Origin of the sequence: Paenibacillus sp. NPDC056722 (assembly GCF_042790635.1) — a bacterium.
In the GTDB taxonomy this organism is placed as follows: Bacteria; Bacillota; Bacilli; order Paenibacillales; family Paenibacillaceae; genus Paenibacillus_AQ; species Paenibacillus_AQ agri.
Map to the genome: position 1 here is coordinate 52788 of NZ_JBHTYV010000013.1, position 19848 is coordinate 72635.

Consider the following 19848-nt stretch of genomic DNA (forward strand, 5'->3'; position numbering starts at 1 on the left):
CAGATTGCAATCAGCTTCAAATATAAACTAAGGCAAGCGAGGATAAAGCATGAATATTATGACCGTGGAGCATCTCTCCAAAAGCTATGGCGAAAAAATATTGTTCAAAGACGCTTCATTCGGGATGGATGACCGGGATAAGATCGGTATTGTCGGTGTAAATGGTACAGGCAAATCGACATTCTTACGTATCATCGCCGGTCTGGACACACCGGATGAAGGACAAGTAGCCATCGGTAACGATGTGAGGGTACAATTTCTGGCCCAAAATCCGCCTTACGAGCCCGGTAATACGGTTCTTCAGCAGGTCTTTGCCGGAGAAGACCCGGCGCTGGTTGCGACCCGTGAGTATATGGATGTAGTGGCGCAATTGGAAGCTGATCCTGGGAATACTGCGCTGGAGCGCAAGCTGGCCGGAATAGGGCAAGCTATTGACGCTGCTGATGCTTGGCATCTTGAAAGTGAAGCGAAGAGTGTTCTGACCAAGCTTGGTATCACCCGCTTCGATGCTCTTATGGAGAATCTGTCCGGCGGACAGCGCAAGCGTGTGGCCCTTGCCGCGGCGCTAATTACACCGTCAGAGCTGCTGATTCTAGATGAGCCTACCAACCATATTGATACGGATTCCGTAGCCTGGCTGGAGCAGTATCTGCAGAAACGGCGCGGCGCGCTGCTCATGATTACGCATGATCGGTACTTCCTGGACCGGGTCGCCAGCGTCATGTTGGAACTGGATGGTGGACGTTTGTTCCGCTATGAAGCAAATTATTCCCGCTTCCTGGAGCTGAAGGCTGAGCGTGAAGAGCGGGAGGCGTCAGAGGAGCAGAAGCGTAAAAATCTGCTGCGTACAGAATTGGCCTGGATTCGCCGCGGGGCGAAGGCGCGTACTACGAAGCAGAAGGCCAGAATCGATCGCTTCGAGAAGCTCAAGGAGGCGACCGGCAATGTCTCCGGCGGTACACTTGACCTGTCCGTAGCTTCGACCCGGCTGGGGCGTAAAATTATTGAAATACAAGAGCTGTCCAAATCACTGGATGGACGGCAGCTAATTAGCGATCTGACCTACATCGCTGTTCCGCAGGACCGAGTGGGGATTGTCGGGCCGAACGGTAGCGGCAAGTCCACGCTACTGAACCTGATCGCCGGGAAATTGCAGCCGGATAGCGGTGAAGTTCAATTGGGTGCTACAGTGAAGCTCGGTTATTTCACGCAAGAGCATCAGGATATGGATCTAAGCTTGCGGGCCATCGAGTATGTGAAGGAAGAGGCTGAGGTAGTCCGCACAGCGGACGGTAGCGTCATTACGGCCTCGCAGATGATGGAACGCTTCCTGTTCCCTCCGGCAGCGCAGTGGACGCCGATCTCCAAGCTCTCCGGCGGGGAGAAGAGACGGCTATATCTTCTGCGTGTCTTGATGGGAGCTCCAAATGTGCTGCTGCTGGACGAGCCGACCAATGATCTTGATATTGGTACATTGGCGGTTCTGGAAGACTATCTGGATGAATTCCCGGGTGTAGTCTTTACAGTATCCCATGACCGGTACTTTCTGGACCGGACGATCGACAAGCTTATCGCCTTTGAGAACGGTCAGATCCGGATTCATGTTGGCGACTACAGTGAATATGAAGAGTGGCTTGCCAAGAATATTGCTCCGGGGAGTGGGGCAGGGAGCAAAGGTGATGCTGGTGCTGGTGGTGCAAAACGCAGTGCACCTCAAGCCTCCGCAGCGGATAATCCTGCACCGTCTCAAGCCAAGGAAAAACTCAAATTCACGTTCAAGGAACAACGTGAGTTTGAAGGCATTGACGAGCAGATTGAGCTGGCAGAGCAGCATTTGGCCGATATCAGTGTGAAGATGGAAGCAGCCTTCGCCGACTCTGTGCTTCTGCAGGAGCTGGTGGAACAGCAGCGCCAAGGCGAGGCTGAATTGGAGCGTCTAATGGAACGCTGGACGTATCTTAACGAGCTGGCAGAGAAGATAGCAGGCAAAGCTTAATGTTGTATGCTTCATCCTAGAGCGGATTATGCAACTGGAAAGGATGAGGGCTAGTGATAGAGGGGATCATAGAAGCCGCTGTGGCCCTCAGGAGTGCTGGGCAGGCAGAGCAGGCCAGGACGCTGCTGTTAGAGCAGCTTGAAGGTCACCCGCAGCATGCCAGGCTGCATTATCAGCTGGCCTGGACACATGATGTACTGGGCCTGGAACGAGCGGCAGTGCCTTATTACGAGAAAAGCCTAGCGCTAGCTCTCCCGCCAGAGGACCAGGCGGGTGCGCTGCTTGGGCTGGGAAGCACCTACAGAACGCTAGGCGAATACGAGCGTGCTAAGGCCATTCTGGCCCAAGGCATGGCTGAATTCCCGGATCGCCGGGAATTTCCGGTATTCTACGCGATGGCGCTGCATAATCTGGGGGACCATAGCGAGGCGATGGGCATCCTGCTGGAGCAACTCGCGGACACTTCGGCAGACGAGGGAATCCGCAGCTACAGTAAGGCCATTGCCTTTTATGCCGATAAGCTGGAACAGACTTGGGATTGAGCTCCTGTAGAGTATGGATTCCGTGATTAGAGATCGCATGGATAAGATTAATACACAGCATAAAGAAGCTGACGCCGTTACCGGCGTCAGCTTCTTTGTGTTTCTTGGGTGAAAGCCTCACTGAGTGAGGCTCAGAGGTGCTCATTTTAACTTTTTACTTCTATGAAGTGAGAGTAAGATTCACACAGAAAAGCAGGTGTTACCCTGTGAAGTTAGGGTTTTAGGACGCAAACCTCTCATCCCCTTCACTAGTCGTTTTATAGTGAGAAAGAGGGTACGTCTCCCCAACTAAAGGCATTTTTGTACCTTAATTTTATTAAAAAGAGGCAAATAAGGGAAATAAGAGCATTTTTGTATCTTAATTTCTCTAGAAAGCTCACTTGGCGGGTATTCTGGAAGATTTAAGGTACAATATTGCACTTAATTCCCGCTAACCCCTAGTTACAGAATATTTAGGGTACAAAAATGCTGTTAATTGTACTTCGGGAATCCCAACGACGTGTGTATCCATACGGAGAGTGGAATTGTCTAGTTGAATCCCTAATATAGACTCTCTCTTTTCTTGGCCTTGTTTGCTTTTTAGACGTGATTTTTAGACGTGCTCTTTAAATCCGTTCTTTAAATCCATTCTTTAAATCCATACTATCTAGATTTCTCTACTCCCGCGACACGGCGATCATCTGCACGACCGCTCGTTGATCACCGGTCAAGACGGCCTCATCGGCATTCATCTGCGAGGAGCCATCCCCGTCGAGAAAGATACCTTCCCGGCCTTCTCCCGGCACGCTCTCCAGGATAGCTGCCCGGAACGCCTCCGCCGTGCAGAGTGTCGGGGTCACGATCAGCCACAACGCTCCGGCCTTATCGTAGACCATACCTGAGCGCATCCGTTGTTCATTGGCGTACGGCAAATTTTCGTTTTGCGCCGTCACTGCCCACTGCTCCTCATGCTCCAGGTTCATACTGATGCCACCCTGTGCAAAATAATGATTACGGTCGCTGACCGCCAGTTCATCACCGCTGGATACCACCTGGACCGAGAACTGGCGCTTCGCACCGTCCCAGACTAAGGTGCCACGGGCATACTTGGCATTAAACCAGCCTGAGCCGTAATCATGTCGTCCGCCGCTGACCGGATTGTCATTCATAATGGCAATGGACAACAGATCCTTGCCATAAAAGAAGCCGCCGTTGATTCCATAGGCGGCAATCTGCCGTAGCGGCACACCAGCGGGACGGAGAACAACACGGTCAGGGGAGAGGGACATCATGTGCAAAGCCACTTTGCCTGAACTTTCGGTCTCCCGGAACGTGTAGGCGTGGGGGAGGCCGTTAAAGACCTCCCGTTTTTCCTCTTTGTCCAGCAAGATCCAGGTAATGGCTATCAGAGCGATTGATAACGTAAGGACGGTAAAGAACAGCCGAGGCCTACGTTTCCATAACCGTTCCTCACGGACGACAAGGCTCTCAGTTGGCTCCGACATAAGCAGCAAGAAGCTTCGTCGTATTCAAGACAGCCTGCTTATGTGTACGTTCCATAGAGTGAGAAGCATGTACGCCCGGACCGATCAGGGCTGCACGGATATTGTTGCCGCCTTTCAGCGCGGCGGAGGCATCAGAGCCATACATCGGATAGATGTCTACGGCATAAGGGATGGCCAAAGCCTGAGACAGCTCGATCAAGCGGCCGGTCATAGCATAATCGTAAGGGCCAGAAGAATCCTTCGCACAGATGGAGACATCCGTCTCTTTGCAGCTCAGATCATCGCCCATGGCGCCCATATCTACAGCGATCATCTCGTTGATCTCGCCAGGAATCCAGGAGGCGCCGTGTCCAACCTCTTCATAGTTGGAGATCAGCAGGGAGAGATTATGCAGGGGCTTCCAGCCCTCGCGTTTGATGCTTTCCAGCAGACCAAGCAGAGCGGCTACACTGGCCTTGTCATCGAGGTGACGGGATTTGATATAGCCGCTAGGCGTAATCACCGCACGGGCATCAAAGGAAATGAAATCTCCCACGGAGATGCCGAGCTTAAGCACATCATCCTTGGAAGACACCAGTTCATCAATACGGACCTCCATGTTCTCTTCCTGCCGCTTGAAGTCGCGTGCATCGGCATAGACATGGACGGAAGGGTGACTCGTCAGGATCGTGCCTGTATAGGTCTTGCCGCTGCGGGTGTGAATAATGCAGTATTCGTTCTCGATACTATTCATCGTAAAGCCGCCTACAGAAGTTAGGCGCAAGGTGCCGTTGGATTTAATGGAGCGGACCATCGCGCCCAGAGTGTCCACATGTGCGCTAATGCCTATCGTACGGGAAGGATCGAGGCCGGGAACGGTCAGGACCACGCCGCCCTTCTCATTCCAGGACAACGGGATATCCAGCGCAGCTGCCTCTTCGGCTACAAGGTTCATCACCTCAGCGGTAAAGCCGCTGGGGCTGGGAGTATCGAGTAATTTTTTAAGAATGGATAGAATGTATTCTTCATTAGGTTGAATCGTAAGCATGGATTAAAGCCTCCAGTTCATGGGAAAATAGGGCCCTCGGCAGAAGCCGATGCCCTTATGTATTTTACACCTGTGTAGAGCTGTCTGCTGACACACTCTCATCGCTCAGCGTGAAGCTATCCAGCGACGTGCTGTTTTCACGCAGCTTGGCAAGTTCGGCGGTCAGCTGTTTAATCTGCTTCTGCAGCTTGTACTGACGGAAAATGCCATAGGACCCGACGATAATCCCGCCGATCAGGGCGCAGCCCAAGATGACGAGAATCAGCGGCATGCTGACGACAGTGAAGAAGAAATTGACCTGTACCGGATCGACATTAATCACCGCAAAAACTGCGGTAAGCAGCGCGAAGATCAGACCTGCGATCAATGACCATTGTAATTTCATGAGGGTATTCCTCCTTAAAGGGCTACAGTATAAATCCCCTGCCCGCGACCGGGCAAGGGATTAACTTTATACTAAACGTTCTTTTTTACTTGGTCAACTGTTCCATCTGCTCAATCACGCTTTCGAACACGCTCATCGCTTCACGGATCGGTGCAGGGGAGGACATATCAACACCGGCTTTGGACAGAATGTTGATAGAGTAATCGCTGCCCCCGCTCTTCAGGAAGCCGAGGTAACGATCCACCGCCGGTTTGCCTTCCTCCAGAATCTGTTTCGCAAAGCTCGTGGCTGCCGAGAAGCCTGTGGCGTATTTGTAAACGTAGAAGCTGTTGTAGAAATGGGGAATACGTGCCCATTCCATCTCGATATCCTTGTCAACGACCATGTCCTTGCCGTAGTATTTCACGTTCAGATCATAGTAGATAGCGGACAGATCCTGCGGAGTCAGGGACTCACCGGCTTCTGCGCGTTCATGGACAATCTTCTCGAATTCGGCAAACATCGTCTGCCGGAATACAGTCGTACGGAACTGGTCGGCATAGTAGGTGAGCAGGTACATTTTTTCCTTCGGATCTGTGGACTTATTAAGCAAATAATCCATCAGCAGTGCTTCGTTGGTAGTGGAAGCAACCTCCGCCAGGAAAATCGTGTACTGTGCATCCCGATACTTCAGCGTATTGTCCGAATAGTAGGAATGAAGGGCGTGACCCATCTCATGTGCCAGCGTGAACATACTGTTCAGGTTGTCGTTATGGTTCAGCAGCACGTAAGGGTGAGTGCCGTAAGCTCCCCAGCTGTATGCACCTGTACGTTTGTTCTCATTCTCGTAGACATCGATCCAGCCGTTATCATAGCCTTCTTGCAGAACCTTCAGATAGTCCTCGCCCAGCGGCTTAAGGCCTTCTTTGGTAATTTTCTTTGCTTCATCGAAGGTAATGTCCAGCTTGTATTCGTCCACGAGTGGAGCAAACAAGTCATACATATGCAGCTCGTCAACCCCAAGCAGCTTCTGACGTAGCTTCATATAGCGGTGCATCAGCGGCAGACTCTCATGGATCGTATCGATCAGGTTGGTGTATACCTCTTTTTGGATATTGTCACCGTAGAGGGACATTTCCAGCACCGATGGATATTTGCGCACGCGTGAGTAGAACACATTTTTGTTCACATTGGCACTCAGCGTGGCTGCAATTGTATTTTTCTGTTTGGCGTAAGTCTCGTACACGGCTTTAAAAGCGTTCTTGCGGACCTCACGGTCCGGGCTTTCCAGGAACTTAATATAGCTGCCATGCGTCAACTCTACTTCTTTGCCGGTCTCGTCCTTAATCTTCGGGAACTTAAGATCGGCGTTGTTCAGCATGCCAAAAATGTTTTGCGGCGCCTGGGACAGGTTCCCCACTTGGGCCAGCAGTGCCTCCTCGGCTTTGGTGAGAATATGCGCTTTCTGGCGCTTCATCTCCGTGAGCGTGAAGGTATAATCGGACAACTCGGAATCAGCGATGAACTGGTCAAGCTTCTCGACCGGCAGAGCCAGAATTTCCGGTGTGATAAAAGAAAGCGCCTCGCCGGCTTCTACACTAAGCTGCTTTGCTTTTTGGGAAAGCGCCTGATAGACCGGATTAGCAGTGTCTTCATCTTGACGCATATGTGCATAGACATAGAGCCGTTCAGTGAGCAAGGAGAGCTTGTCATCCAGTTCGAAGCAGTCTTTTAGTGCTCCAGCAGTGTCGAGCTTGCCCTGAAAGTCGGCAGCTTTTTTAATGAGACCTTTGGTTTCGGTGTAAGCGTCATCCCAGTCTTTCTGCGAAGCAAACATATCTTCAAGCTTCCAGCGGTTCTCCGCAGGCACTTCACTTCTTTTTAGTAATTGTTCCATGGAAATCCTCCTCGAATGATGGGATGATGCAGGTGCTGATTCCTGCGGCAGCATGGCGGATGATAAATCACCCGGCAAAATAGAGAGCGCAAGTAGTAACGAGAGAGAGCGGGTCCATACAGGCAATGCGGAAGCCTCCTTATAATAAAAGGTGTTCCTAATATGCCCAGCTTGACCATGATTATGTAATCTCAGCGTCGCTTATGCGCAGGTTATGCCAGGAAGCTGTAAATAATGAAGACAAAAGCCAGGAAAATCATAATGGCGGCTGTCAGGGCCATCCCCCGCTTCAATCGCTGCGGTACCCGGTCCCTGGACATAATTAGCACGGCGCCGAGACATAGAACAACGATTGTATAAATCGTGAGATTCTCTGTGTTCATCCTCGTTATACCTGCTTGAAAGCTTCCATGATTTTCTTATACTCTTCTTCGTTGTCTTTATAGGATTCTTTGTTGAAGCGGTTGCCCACCCACTGCATCATGGCCGGACGGCTCATGAAGGTATGAGTTTCCTCACCCCATTGATCGGAAATTTCCCGAAGGATGATATAGCGGCCTTGGACCTCAACCGTCATCATGTTCCATTTGTCTGTTTTGTATATTTCGTGTTTTTTGATCATTTTCATTACCACCCTGGCGATTTTTGGCTTTTGGGTCAATGATAACGCACCCGGGAAGGGAAAAGCAAATTAATTCAGGGATACGAGGGAAAGATGGATTGCACTGGACAATAAAATGGAGTATAATGTAAGCATACGCCATATATGGCGCTATTTTTAGGAGGTTGTTCATTTGAAAGGTACAGTAAAATGGTTTAACGCAGAAAAAGGTTACGGTTTTCTTCAAGTAGAAGGCGGCGAAGACGTATTCGTTCACTTCTCAGCAATCCAAGGCGACGGCTTCAAGACTTTGGATGAAGGTCAAGCTGTTGAGTTTGACATCACTGACGGCAACCGTGGTCCACAAGCAGCTAACGTAGTAAAACTATAAGAATCGGTTCTGACAGCCTGGCTGTCTGCTGAGAAATATATATCAATTTGGCTAGCTCTTGTAAAAGTGGTAACCAACGAATTACACAACACACAGTTCTCTCGGGGACTGTGTTTTTTTGTTATATATCCTGACAAGTAGAAACGGCGTTGCCGTCCGCTAAGGGGCGGTATCCGTTTCAGCGAGAAATATAAGGATAATTTATAGCGTAGAACATACAAATTCTTATATTTTGTTAAAAACCCTGCGCCCTTCATGGAAGGACACAGGGTATGGTTGTTTGTCGATAGGCGGTTCCTCAATAGGAACGCCCCTATAGTGTGGAATTCTCCGCAGGAGTGGTTCCTGGTGGTTGCGAGTCCTGAGCTTGGACAGCCTGCTTCTTGAGGGAAGCTTCCGGTGCAACCTTTGTGTTGGAGGACAGCAGGTATTTTACCAAAAATCCGCCAAACGCAAGGATCGAGAAGAGTGCTGCAACCATGTAGAAGGTGGAACGCCCGGCATTTTCATAAATGATCCCACCGAAGGCCCCACTGAGCAACCCGGAAGCACTCGACCAGACGATGGTGAAGAGCGCCATGCCCGTGGCCCGCAGATGATCGGGTATCATCCGTGTGATGTAACGAACCGAGGTGACATAAAAAACACCAAAGGTCACACTGTGCATGGCCTGGATGGCCACCATCGCTAATGGAGCATGAGCATAGGACATGAGCAGGAAGCGCAGGGCGTACATGAGACTGGCAAAGACAAGCAGAGGCAGCTCCTTGAATCGCTCTCCATATTTGCTAAGAAGAAAGAATACCGGAATTTCACTTAACGCGGAAGCAAGCAGCGCCCAGCCGATAATCTCCTCGCCGGCTCCAAGCTGCTTTAGACTGATGGTCAGAAAAGCCTCATTCATCCGATGCCCCAGGGCAAGTAAAAAGACGATGCCAAAGAACGACAGTACTTCTTTTTGCAGCAAAATTTCTTTCAATCCACTGCCTTTGTCGCCTTTATGACTCTTCTCAGGCTTGCTCTTCAGCGCTGCCGGGTCTCGTTTTGCATCTTTTAAAGGAATGGTGATCAGCAGGGCAGCGATGACGATAGCGATACAGACAGCCATGCTCCAGGAGGAGCCTACAGCGCGCAATAAGTAGCCTACTGTTAATGCGAAAAAGGCATAGCCGAGAGAACCGAAGACCCGAATTGTGATGAAATTTCGTCCATATCGGGTAGCGGTTTTGATAGCCATCGTATCTGCAAGTGGAAAAACAGGGTAATAGAAGAAATAGAAAAGGGATAAAATAATCATAACCGATGAAAACTCCGTTGCCCTCGCCAAAAGAAGCGCTAGAACAAGCTGACCTGCCAGCAGGATGACCATGATCTTCTTGATCGTACCCAGCCGGTCGCTGATCATGCTCCAGAACAAATTGGAGAGAATTGAAATAAGCGGTCCGAGAGAGTAGAGGTATCCTACCTGCGAACTACTGAAGCCGAGATGGGTATAGAATAATGGGAAATAAGATACAACCAGGACACTGGTGCCGAAAACCGTAAACATAAAGGATCGCAGCCAGTTCTGGTCACCTGAACCGCTGCCGCTCCGTTCTGAAAACATGATGTTTTGCACTCCTCCGAATATCAAATACGAGTAGTATAGCACAAAGGAAGGAAGCTATGTTTACGAAAATGGCGGTATTTCTGAATCTTGCAAGGATTTGCGAAAGTGATTTTGTTGTTTGTACAAATACGATGATCATATTATAATAATGATGATTTGGATAAGGAGACAACAATGTGGAGGCACTGTCATTGAATGAATTTGAGCAAGGCCGTTACCTAAGCCCGAAAGGTCCTATAGGACTTATGAAGAGGGTCTACAAGTACGTGCTGCCGGAAGTTAGGTCATGCCTGGGCTTCTGGCGTCAAGATGCGGAAGGGATTCCCGATCCCGAGCTCCGGAAGCAAGCGCTCGCCAGCATTGAGACTAAACAGTTTCACTGCGAGGGCGGCGGTATTTATGCGGCCGGTAATTTATCGATGAGACATATACTTATTCCGCTTATTGTTGCTTATCAAACGATCAGCGATTATCTGGACAACTTATGTGACCGTAGTACCTCGCAAGATCCTGCCGATTTTAGGCTGCTTCATCAATCGATGCTGGATGCTATCAATCCTGAGGCGGAGCTTGTCAATTATTATGCGCTTCGCACCGAACAGAATGATGGAGGTTATCTGCACAGGCTGGTCCGCAAATGCCAGGAGATGATTTCCCTGCTGCCAGGTTATGCGGCTGCGGCGGATGAGATTGCCGATTTGGCTGTATTGTATACGGATCTGCAGGTGTACAAGCACATTCGCCCGGAACTCAGGGAAGCTGCCCTGAAGGAATGGTGGGAGGAGCATGGGAGCCGTGCACCTCATTTGTATTGGAATGAGTTTGCAGCGGCTACAGGATCTACTCTGGGTGTGTTCATGCTTTTTCTGGCCTCATGTGATCCCAAGCTGAGTAAGGCACAGACGGCGTCCATTCGTGCCGCGTATTTCCCGCATGTGTGCGGTCTGCACATTATGCTGGATTACCTCATCGATCAGGATGAAGATAGGGCCGGCGGTGATCTCAATTTCTGCAATTATTATGACGACACTGATACCATGTTGAATCGGATCGCTTCCATCGTGGAGTGGGCCCGCAAGGATGTCCGGAATCTTCCCGAGACCTCGATGCATCGCATGGTCATCGAAGGTTTGCTGGCATTGTATTTATCCGATCCGAAAGTTAGCGAACAGCGGGAAGTTCGCTCAGTATCGAAACGGCTGATGAAGGGAAGCCCGCTGACGAGGCTCTTCTTCTTCGTGAACAGCCGCTGGATACGCAAGCACATGTATTAGGAATGCTGCGCAGCAGTTTCTCGCAAGAGAGACGGCCTTCGCACAATTTTAAGGAGGAACATCAGAATGGCAACAGTTAAAAAGATCGCAGTCTTGACCAGCGGCGGGGATTCGCAAGGGATGAATGCCGCAGTTCGCGCAGTAGTTCGCAGTGCACTTTATTTCGGTATTGAAGTGTTCGGCATTCAACGCGGATACCAAGGACTTCTGAACCGGGATATCTTCCCGATGGACCTGCGCAGCGTCGGCGATATCATCCAGCGCGGGGGTACTATCCTGCAGTCGGCAAGATGTCTGGAGTTCGTAAAGCCGGAAGGCCAGCAGAAGGGTGCGGACATCCTTAACGAGATGGGGATTGACGGCCTGGTGGTTATTGGCGGCGACGGTTCATATCATGGCGCCAACAAGCTGAGCAAGCTTGGGATCAAGACGATGGCCCTGCCGGGAACGATCGACAATGATATTTCTTACACAGACTACACCATTGGTTTTGACACTGCAGTAGGTGTAGTTGTGGATGCGATCAATAAGCTCCGCGATACAATGTCCTCTCACGAACGTTCTTCTGTCGTTGAAGTTATGGGTCGTCACTGCGGCGATATCGCGTTGCATGCGGGTCTTGCTTCCGGCGCGGAGACCATTCTTGTCCCTGAAATGCCTTATGATTTGAATGAAGTTGCCGATCGTATGCGCGATAACTTTGTCAACGGTAAGAGACACAGTATTGTGATCGTAGCTGAAGGCGTAGGTAAGGGCGAAGATGTTGCTCAGGCACTGAAGGACCGTCACTCCTCTTTGGATGCGCGTGTTACTGTGCTTGGACATATTCAACGTGGCGGTACACCGACACCAGCGGACCGCAACCTGGCAAGCCGCCTGGGTGATTTCGCTGTGCGCAAACTGCTGGATGGCGAATCCGGTAAAGCTTGCGGTATCATCAAAGGTGAGCTTGTTCTGACTGACATTGACACCGTGGTCAATAGCAAGAAGGACTTCAACGTTGAGTTGTATGAATTGGCTTCCCGTCTTTCTCAATAAGAACGGCAATGATTATGTACTGAAATTATGAAGTTTATGAGCCCTGCGGTGATCGCAGGGCTTTTTATGTTGGGAAATCTGCTGATTTCCAGAGTGGACGTTTGAAGTTGTTAGATTCGGCGATGTTTGGTGAGGCCCCTTAAGGATGTTGGATTCAGCGATTCTGGTGAGAACGCTTGAAGAGGACTGGATATTTTACGTTTGACAATATACCCCCACCCGTATATTATATACCCCATAGGGTATATACGAGGAGGATGAGAGATGAATAGAAGAATTGTAATCATTGGGGGCGTGGCCGGAGGGGCTTCCGCTGCAGCGAGGCTTCGGCGTTTGAATGAGCAAGACGAGATTGTGATGTTCGAGCGGGGCGAGCATGTTTCTTTTGCTAACTGCGGATTGCCTTACTATATTGGGGGCAGCATTAATTCCCGGGAGAAATTGTTCCTACAGACCCCTAAGGGGATTAAAGACCGTTTCAACATTGATGTACGCGTGCTGACCGAGGTGACGTTAATAGACCGCGAACAGAGGCTTATTCGCTTCCGCAATACAGTCACGGGTGAAGAAGGGACACAGGCTTACGATCTCGTTGTGCTATCACCGGGTGCAAGGCCTATAATGCCAGAGATTCCGGGAATCGAAAATGCCGCTAACTTGTTCACGCTAAGAAATGTTCAGGATACGGATAGGATTAAAGGCTTTGTAGATGAGCGTCACCCTAGACATGCGACGGTTATCGGCGGAGGGTTCATTGGGCTGGAAATGGCCGAGAATCTGCGCGAACGCGGTGTTGAGGTTACACTTCTTGATCGGGGGGAACAACTGCTGAATCCGCTAGATCCTGAAATGGCGATCCTTGTGGAGCAACACATGAGCCTTAATGGGGTGGATATCCGGCTGAAGGAAGGTGTGAAGGAATTCAAGTCTGCAGGTCGTGAATTGCATCTGACCTCTGGAGATTTGCTGCACACGGACATGGTTATTATGGCAATCGGGGTAAGTCCAGAGAACGATCTTGCTCAATCCTGTGGGCTTGAGCTTGGATTCCGTGGGGCGGTCAAGGTGAATGCCCAGCTTCAAACCAGCGACCCTACCATTTACGCAGTGGGCGATGCCATCGAGGTCAAAGACTGGAATCATGGATTCGCTACGATGGTGTCACTCGCCTGGGGAGCGAATCGCCAAGGAAGACTGGTAGCTGATCATATCAACGGTAAGCCCATAGCGTATGAGGGTGCGCTTGGTACGGCAATCATCAAGACCTTTGCGCTGACAGCGGCTTCGACGGGCAACAACGAGAAAACGCTGCGCCGACTTAACGTTCCGTACAAGGCGGTTCATCTGCACCCGAACTCCCACGCAGGGTACTATCCTGGAAGCTCGCCAATCTCTATGAAATTGTTGTTCAATCCAGAGACGGGGGAAATTTATGGCGCACAGGCCGTCGGAGCGGAGGGAGTGGATAAAAGAATCGACGTTATCGCCACAGCCATCCGCGGCAAACTGGATGTGCAGGAACTAGCCGACATAGAACTGGCTTATGCGCCACCATACTCATCGGCCAAGGACCCTGTCAATATGGCGGGTTATATCGCCTCCAACCTGATGGATGGCCTCGTAGATACGCTGCAGTGGCATGAGGTGGATGCTTTTCACAGGAATGGCGGGCTGATCATTGATGTCAGAGATGCGGCTGAACTGCTGGCGGGGGCTATTTCAGGGTCCATTCATATTCCACTTGGTCAGCTACGCGGCCGGTTGGCTGAGATTCCGCGCGAGCAGGAGATCGCGGTCTCTTGTCAGGTTGGACTGCGTGGATATATCGCGGCACGCTTGTTAAGCCAACATGGTTATCGCGTTCGTAATGTAGATGGCGGCTACAAGAACTATGCTTCAATGCTGCGAGCCGGGCGGCTGACCCAATCCCCAGAAGTAGGTAGTAGCCCGACTGGCGGTGGTCCGACTCAAGCAAAGAGCAAACAGCCAGGACCCGAGCACCCCTCTGAGGTTCCAGTAACCCATAATCCAATAGGGACGAATGCGCAGTTGACCTTGCTGGATACTTGCGGATTGCAATGCCCGGGGCCTATACTCAAGGTATACGAAACGGTACAATCACTGGAAGAAGGCGGCCAGCTGGAGGTTACCTCAACAGACTTTGGTTTTGCAGCAGATATTGAGCAGTGGTGCCACAAAACAAGCAATACACTTGAAGCGCTGGATGTGTCTCAGGGGAAGGTAACAGCTGTGCTGCGCAAAGGCCGGGATACTTCTCGGAATCACGATGGACGGTTAATGATCCCTGAATCAGGTTCTGGGAACAAGAATGGTTCTACCATGGTTGTGTTCAGCGGTGATTTGGACAAAGCTATCGCCTCCTTCATTATTGCAACCGGAGCTGTGGCTATGGGCAAGCAAGTGACGATGTTCTTTACCTTCTGGGGCTTAAACATTTTACGAAAAATACAGGCGCCTGCGGTAGAGAAGAGCGGCATGGAGCGGATGTTCGGACTCATGATGCCACAGGGCAGCAAATCCCTGCCGCTGTCCAAGATGAATATGGGCGGGCTGGGGCCGAAGATGATCCGCCATGCGATGGAACAGAAGAATGTAGACTCCTTGGAGCAACTGATGCAGGGAGCAATGAACGCAGGAGTGCGGATGATTGCCTGTACGATGAGTATGGATATTATGGGGATTAAGAAGGAAGAGCTGCTGGACGGTGTGGATTTTGGAGGTGTAGCCAGTTATCTCGGCGCTGCCGACGATGCAGGCGTTAACTTGTTTATTTAAAGGATGTGTGAAGCAATGGAGTATGATAACGCGATTAAAAACAGACTGAAGCGGATCGAGGGCCAGGTTCGCGGTGTATTGGGGATGCTGGAGGAAGGCAAGGACTGCCGCGAGATTGTTACCCAACTGACGGCCATCCGTACAGCGGTCGACCGCACTGTAGGAACCGTGATCGGTTCCAATCTGCAGCATTGTATTCAAGAAGAACTGGAGCAGGGCCATTCGCCGGATAAGGTGATTAAGGAAGCGGTAGAGCTGCTTGTTAAGAGTAGATAAGGGACCAAGGCGAGCGTTAAGGAGCCCAGGGGAGACCAGGAAATTTAGAAACTAAGTAGCAGGTAGCGAAGGGTTGGAAAGTTAGAACTAAGCAGCCGTAGCGAATTAGTAAGGGATAGATTTTAAGCGGCTATGTAGCCAGGTAGTTAAGTGTTAGAAGCTAAGCAGTTAGGTAGTCGGGTAATAAAGTGTTAGAAGCAATGTAGCCAGGTAGCGAAGGAGTTAAGGGTTAGAAGCTAAGCAGTTAGGTAGCCAGGTAGTTAAGGGTTAGAAGCTAAGCGATTAAGTAGCAAAGAGTTTAAACGGAGGGGACAGCAGTTGTGCTGTTCCTTTTTTTACGTATAAGAAATTATTTGTTTGTGGGATGAGCGAAGCCTGCCCTTTTTTATTGGTTTAGGAAACCACACCATGCAAAAAAATGTGACCACTGCGATGGAAAAGACAAGACGATGTCCGTAAGAGCCGATAGGAAGGCGGTGGAAAATATAGGTAGTGGGATCTGATGGCTAGAGTGTTGTGTGGCTGATACTAAGTCATACTCCAAAGTATTTGCCCTATCTTGAGGTGCTGACAGAAGATGATTGTAGTTTGTGGCCCAATAGCTGCCGATAGGTGGCAGAATGCAGATAGCTGGCTGGAGCACGTGTGCATCGAAATAAGGGCAATTCTGTACCTTAATTTCCTGCGGAATCATATTATTTTGCAAATAAGAGCAATATTGTATGTTAATTTCATAGGTGCAGCCTCTTTTCAGGCAAAAGTGTAGAATTAACATACATTTCTGCCCTTATTTCCCGTTTGGTGTGTTTACATCTAAAATTAAGATACAGTTTTGCCCTTATTATTTTTTGGTACCCTGCGAGATGAGTTTGTCTACTATACCCAAGGTGGAGGCAAGGGTGCCGAAGTTGAGCGTGTGGGGGTATGGGGATGAATTGGACTACATTTATCAACAACTTCTCCTCCCTGAGTTAACTATCTATTGCAAAAGGGGAAAGCTCCTCAGCCTTTCGAACTAGCACTCGAACTAGCACTCGAACTTGCACTCGAACTAGCACTCGAACTTGCACTCGAACTAGCACTCGAACTTGCACTCGAACTAGCACTCGAACTAGCACTCGAACTTGCACTCGAACTTGCACTCGAACTTGCATTCAAGCTTGCATTCGAACTTGTATTCGAACTTGATTTCTATTTTGCTTTTGAACCATTCCTGTACGTAGCAAGCAATCAGGTTATATAAGTTACTATCATCATACGCAAAAAAAGCAGCGAGCACGCTATCAACGTGTATCGCTGCATTTTACATTCATTTCTAGCAGGCTTACGCTTCGCCTGCGTTCACCTTGGCAGCAAAACGGCGCTGCACAATAACGAGTCTTGACATCAGCAGTATCGCTCCGATTGCCAAACCGGTGATCAGTCCGATCCAGTAGCCATAAGCACCCAAATCGGTATAAGTCGCCAGCACGTAGCCTACTGGTAGGCCAATGACCCAGTAAGCGATAAAACAGATGATAAAGGCGGGATTCACATCTTTATAGCCACGCAGCACGCCTTGGGTCGGAGTGGCGATTGCATCCGAGATCTGGAAGAAGATCGCATAGATCAGGAAATGCTGGATCAACGAGATAACCGCTGGCTCATCAGAGTAGAGTCCAGCGACATGATTGCCAGCGAATAGCAGCACCAGTGCCGTTGCAAAAGAAAGTATCGCCGCTGCGCCGATGCCGATAATGCCGTACTGGCGAGCGTCCTTGAGCCGCCCGGAGCCGGTCTCGAAGCCAACAAGAATTGTAAGGCTCATGCAGATACTGAGCGGGATCATATACAGGGTCGAAGCGAAATTGATCGCTGCCTGATGGGCGGCGATGGTCATCGTATCGAATCGGCTCATCAGCAGTGTCACTGCTGAGAAGACCGCAGTCTCGAAGAAAATCGAGAAGCCAATAGGAACACCAATTTTAAGCAATTCCTTGAAGGTAGACAGCGACATGAAATGGAACTTGCGGAACAGTCTAAGGCCGACAAACGGCTCAGCCCGGTAGATAAAGACCAGCGCAACAAGGAATATTACCCAGTATGTGATCGCAGATGCAACACCGGCTCCGACACCGCCCATTTGCGGAAAGCCGAATTTTCCGAAGATCAGAAGATAGTTAAGGCCTACATTAACGGGCAGAGCAATCAGTGTGATGAACATGGATACTCGTGTCTGACCGAGCGCATCAATGCAGCTCCGCAGGACGGTGTAACCGAAGAGAGGAATCACGCCAAAAGAAATAGCTCCCAGGAAGCGGGCCGCGATATCTCTAACGGCAGGCTCCAGATTCATGAAGTTCAGAATCGGTGACAGCGATAAGAAGCCGATAAGCAAGACAAGCAGAGATACAATTAAGGATAGCCAAATGCCCTGTGTAACTTTATAGGCGACTTCGCTGTCTCTTTTGCTGCCGACAAGATGTGAAACGATGGGAGTGATCCCCATCAGAATACCGTTCAATCCGGTCTGGATCGGAATCCAGAGGCTTGTGCCGATAGCAACGCCTGCCAGGTCGGCTGTACCGAACTTGCCGGACATGTTTGTGTCAAAGAAGGTAATGGCGGACAACGCAATCTGGGTGACCAGAATCGGAAACAGAATGTGCAGGAATTGTCCCATTTTTTGCTTGATAGAATTACTTTGAATCATTGTTATTTGCCTCGGGTTCTATAATTTTTTTGGTTAATTTTGCCAAACTGCCCGGCAAAAGACCCGGCGGATGCCGGGTCCCTTAATAAGAATATACTATCAGATTGAGTCAATTTCATAAATCCATTTCGGATTGAAATCCGCATTATAAAATTGATTCAGATTCCGTATAAAAAAATAATGGCCGTAAGCTTATTTTCCGTAATTTACATCAGCGGTGTAGCGGTTGTTGGCATTCCAGAGCAGGAATTCATCAACATTCTGATCTTTTAAGGCACGTACCTGATCCTCTACCTGCTGCTTGCCGTACTTCACATAGTGGCCGCTTCCAAGCCAGCTGGCTGTGAAATCCTGAATCCACGGCCGGATCACAGGCTTGTAACTTCCCAGCGGATCCAGCTTCTTATGTGTATCCACCATAGAACCCTTGATAGTTGCATAAGGGTCTTTGTCCGGGTCCTTAACACTAAACCAACCGGTCGTATAATGGCTTGGGTAGACCATCGGACTGATAACATCGACATTCTTGGAGATCTTCACAAAGTCCTGACCGATGCCTTCCGCTGCAGGGACGGAAGCGGCATAGCCGAAGATATCAACAGAGACGCGAACACCAAGCGGGTTAAGCTCTGCCTTGGCATATTTTACAAAATCCGCAATGATATCAATGCGCGCCTTATCGCTCTTGGTGTATTTCAGCGTGTCGGCACGCTTCTCAAAGCCTTCGGGGAAACGGACATAGTCGAACTGGATTTCCTTGAAACCTAGCTTAACTGCTTCCTTTGCAATATCCACGTTGTATTTCCACACGTTTTCATTGTAAGGGTTAACGAAGCTGTCGCCGCCCTTGTTCTTCCAGATGGTGCCGTCCGGATTCACAAAAGACAGTTCCGGGTGTTTCTTGGCGAGCACGGTATCCTTGAATACAACGATCCGCGCAATCGGATAGACCTGGTGCTGCTTCAGCCGCTCCATGAGTTTGTTGATATCTCCGATGAATGGCTTAGGCTCGCCCATTTGCTGAAGCTCCGGGTTGTCCGTCTTGTAAGTGATATACCCGGCATCATCCTTGATATCAATAACCATGGAATTAAGCTCCGTGGAATCAATCAGGTTAAGCAACTGCTCCATACGGGCGCCGCCCGCACTGTAAGCAGTGACATATATGCCTTTCACCTTAGGCGCATCCGGTTGAGGATCAGCAAGGGGGGCGCTATTCTGGCCACCGGTCTGTGGTGCTGGTGTAGCCGACGCGGCAACGCTGTCTCCGCCTGTGGTATTCTGGCTCGGATTGGTGCTGTTTTGTGCAATGATGGCAGGATTCTTAGCTGCGGCCTGCAAAGCGGCTGTCACATTGGCTGAATGCTGGTCCTGCTGAATGCCTACGCTTCCCAGTGTCATCATCAATAGAGCCCAGGTGATGTTCATTCTTCATTCTCTCCCTTTATGTACGTTCCTTAGAATTATACAGGAACAACTGCTCCCAAAAAGAACAGACTTGTCATAAACTTGCTGACAATGTGTTCCTAGTGCAGTGACCCTTTTCTGTTTATAAACGGGATGCACTAATTTTAAACGGAAGATTAAAAAGTAAATGCCGCCCGGGTTCAGCACATGGCCAAATCCAGAGCGGCAACAATCAAGAAAATGTTCTTGCGGCTTGCTTAGTGAAGATACGCAGAGTTCTGATGCTCACAGATGCTGTAATGGATGATGTCCATGGCATCTGCCGGTTCCAAAATACTTAGTCCGTCGCGCAGCACGATCACCGAATTCAGTTCGTCCTGCTTGAGAAACGGCATCATATCGGGATACCATCTCATGACGATTGCTGACAATTTTACCGTTTCCATTTCCACAA

Annotated in this window: 18 protein-coding genes; 8 read left to right on the top strand and 10 right to left on the bottom strand. The window is 49.8% G+C overall.

Features of this window, described 5'->3' with window-relative positions; translation table 11 throughout:
* Nucleotides 1–49: 49 nt before the first annotated feature.
* Together ACFRAM_RS23675 and ACFRAM_RS23680 are read left to right on the top strand one after the other, a co-directional pair.
* Nucleotides 50–1996: an ABC-F family ATP-binding cassette domain-containing protein gene (locus tag ACFRAM_RS23675; protein WP_379468703.1), complete on the top strand. Its 1947-nt coding sequence runs from the start codon at nt 50–52 to the stop codon at nt 1994–1996.
* Between the two features lie 56 nt (nt 1997–2052).
* Nucleotides 2053–2538: a tetratricopeptide repeat protein gene (locus ACFRAM_RS23680; protein ID WP_379468883.1), complete on the top strand. Its 486-nt coding sequence runs from the start codon at nt 2053–2055 to the stop codon at nt 2536–2538.
* 656 nt (nt 2539–3194) lie between these two features.
* Here ACFRAM_RS23680 and ACFRAM_RS23685 read toward each other — a convergent pair.
* The 6 genes from ACFRAM_RS23685 to ACFRAM_RS23710 form a co-directional block, all read right to left on the bottom strand.
* Nucleotides 3195–4022, bottom strand: coding sequence for a hypothetical protein (locus tag ACFRAM_RS23685; RefSeq protein ID WP_379468705.1), 828 nt, complete (start codon nt 4020–4022; stop codon nt 3195–3197).
* On the bottom strand, nt 4006–5049 hold the full coding sequence (locus ACFRAM_RS23690; RefSeq protein ID WP_379468707.1) for a M42 family metallopeptidase: 1044 nt from the start codon (nt 5047–5049) through the stop codon (nt 4006–4008). Before ACFRAM_RS23690 ends, ACFRAM_RS23685 begins: the two co-directional genes overlap by 17 nt.
* Nucleotides 5050–5113: 64 nt before the next feature.
* Nucleotides 5114–5434 (bottom strand): LapA family protein, encoded by a 321-nt coding sequence (locus ACFRAM_RS23695; protein WP_379468709.1) that lies wholly within the window; start codon nt 5432–5434, stop codon nt 5114–5116.
* Nucleotides 5435–5519: 85 nt separating this feature from the next.
* Nucleotides 5520–7310: an oligoendopeptidase F gene (gene pepF, locus ACFRAM_RS23700; RefSeq protein ID WP_379468711.1), complete on the bottom strand. Its 1791-nt coding sequence runs from the start codon at nt 7308–7310 to the stop codon at nt 5520–5522.
* A 212-nt stretch (nt 7311–7522) separates the two neighbouring features.
* A complete protein-coding gene (locus ACFRAM_RS23705) occupies nt 7523–7693 on the bottom strand; it encodes a hypothetical protein (RefSeq protein ID WP_175374346.1) in 171 nt (56 codons plus the stop codon).
* 5 nt (nt 7694–7698) lie between these two features.
* Nucleotides 7699–7932, bottom strand: a complete 234-nt coding sequence (locus ACFRAM_RS23710) for a hypothetical protein (RefSeq protein WP_066371860.1) — start codon at nt 7930–7932, stop codon at nt 7699–7701.
* 172 nt (nt 7933–8104) lie between these two features.
* Here ACFRAM_RS23710 and ACFRAM_RS23715 point away from each other — a divergent pair, with 172 nt between their 5' ends.
* On the top strand, nt 8105–8302 hold the full coding sequence (locus tag ACFRAM_RS23715; protein WP_019911834.1) for a cold shock domain-containing protein: 198 nt from the start codon (nt 8105–8107) through the stop codon (nt 8300–8302).
* Between the two features lie 313 nt (nt 8303–8615).
* On the opposite strand, the gene ACFRAM_RS23720 is transcribed toward ACFRAM_RS23715, so the two are convergent.
* Nucleotides 8616–9908, bottom strand: coding sequence for an MFS transporter (locus ACFRAM_RS23720; protein WP_379468714.1), 1293 nt, complete (start codon nt 9906–9908; stop codon nt 8616–8618).
* A 194-nt stretch (nt 9909–10102) separates the two neighbouring features.
* Here ACFRAM_RS23720 and ACFRAM_RS23725 point away from each other — a divergent pair, with 194 nt between their 5' ends.
* From ACFRAM_RS23725 to ACFRAM_RS23745, 5 genes are all read left to right on the top strand, one after another.
* Nucleotides 10103–11185: a tetraprenyl-beta-curcumene synthase family protein gene (locus tag ACFRAM_RS23725; RefSeq protein ID WP_066372943.1), complete on the top strand. Its 1083-nt coding sequence runs from the start codon at nt 10103–10105 to the stop codon at nt 11183–11185.
* Between the two features lie 66 nt (nt 11186–11251).
* The gene (gene pfkA, locus ACFRAM_RS23730; protein WP_379468716.1) at nt 11252–12223 is read left to right on the top strand and encodes a 6-phosphofructokinase; all 972 of its coding nucleotides are present in this window, start codon (nt 11252–11254) and stop codon (nt 12221–12223) included.
* A gap of 264 nt (nt 12224–12487) precedes the next feature.
* Nucleotides 12488–15019: a CoA-disulfide reductase gene (locus ACFRAM_RS23735; RefSeq protein ID WP_379468718.1), complete on the top strand. Its 2532-nt coding sequence runs from the start codon at nt 12488–12490 to the stop codon at nt 15017–15019.
* 15 nt (nt 15020–15034) lie between these two features.
* The gene (locus ACFRAM_RS23740) at nt 15035–15295 is read left to right on the top strand and encodes a metal-sensitive transcriptional regulator (protein ID WP_066371850.1); all 261 of its coding nucleotides are present in this window, start codon (nt 15035–15037) and stop codon (nt 15293–15295) included.
* Nucleotides 15296–16277: 982 nt separating this feature from the next.
* A complete protein-coding gene (locus tag ACFRAM_RS23745) occupies nt 16278–16538 on the top strand; it encodes a hypothetical protein (RefSeq protein WP_379468721.1) in 261 nt (86 codons plus the stop codon).
* An 81-nt stretch (nt 16539–16619) separates the two neighbouring features.
* On the opposite strand, the gene ACFRAM_RS23750 is transcribed toward ACFRAM_RS23745, so the two are convergent.
* From ACFRAM_RS23750 to ACFRAM_RS23760, 3 genes are all read right to left on the bottom strand, one after another.
* Complete coding sequence (locus ACFRAM_RS23750; RefSeq protein WP_379468723.1) at nt 16620–17987, bottom strand: MATE family efflux transporter; 1368 nt, start codon at nt 17985–17987, stop codon at nt 16620–16622.
* 192 nt (nt 17988–18179) lie between these two features.
* Nucleotides 18180–19415 carry a putative glycoside hydrolase gene (locus ACFRAM_RS23755; RefSeq protein WP_379468725.1) on the bottom strand — a complete coding sequence of 412 codons (1236 nt, stop codon included), beginning with the start codon at nt 19413–19415 and terminating at the stop codon, nt 18180–18182.
* A gap of 236 nt (nt 19416–19651) precedes the next feature.
* The gene (locus ACFRAM_RS23760; protein WP_175374354.1) at nt 19652–19840 is read right to left on the bottom strand and encodes a hypothetical protein; all 189 of its coding nucleotides are present in this window, start codon (nt 19838–19840) and stop codon (nt 19652–19654) included.
* Between the last annotated feature and the right edge of the window lie 8 nt (nt 19841–19848).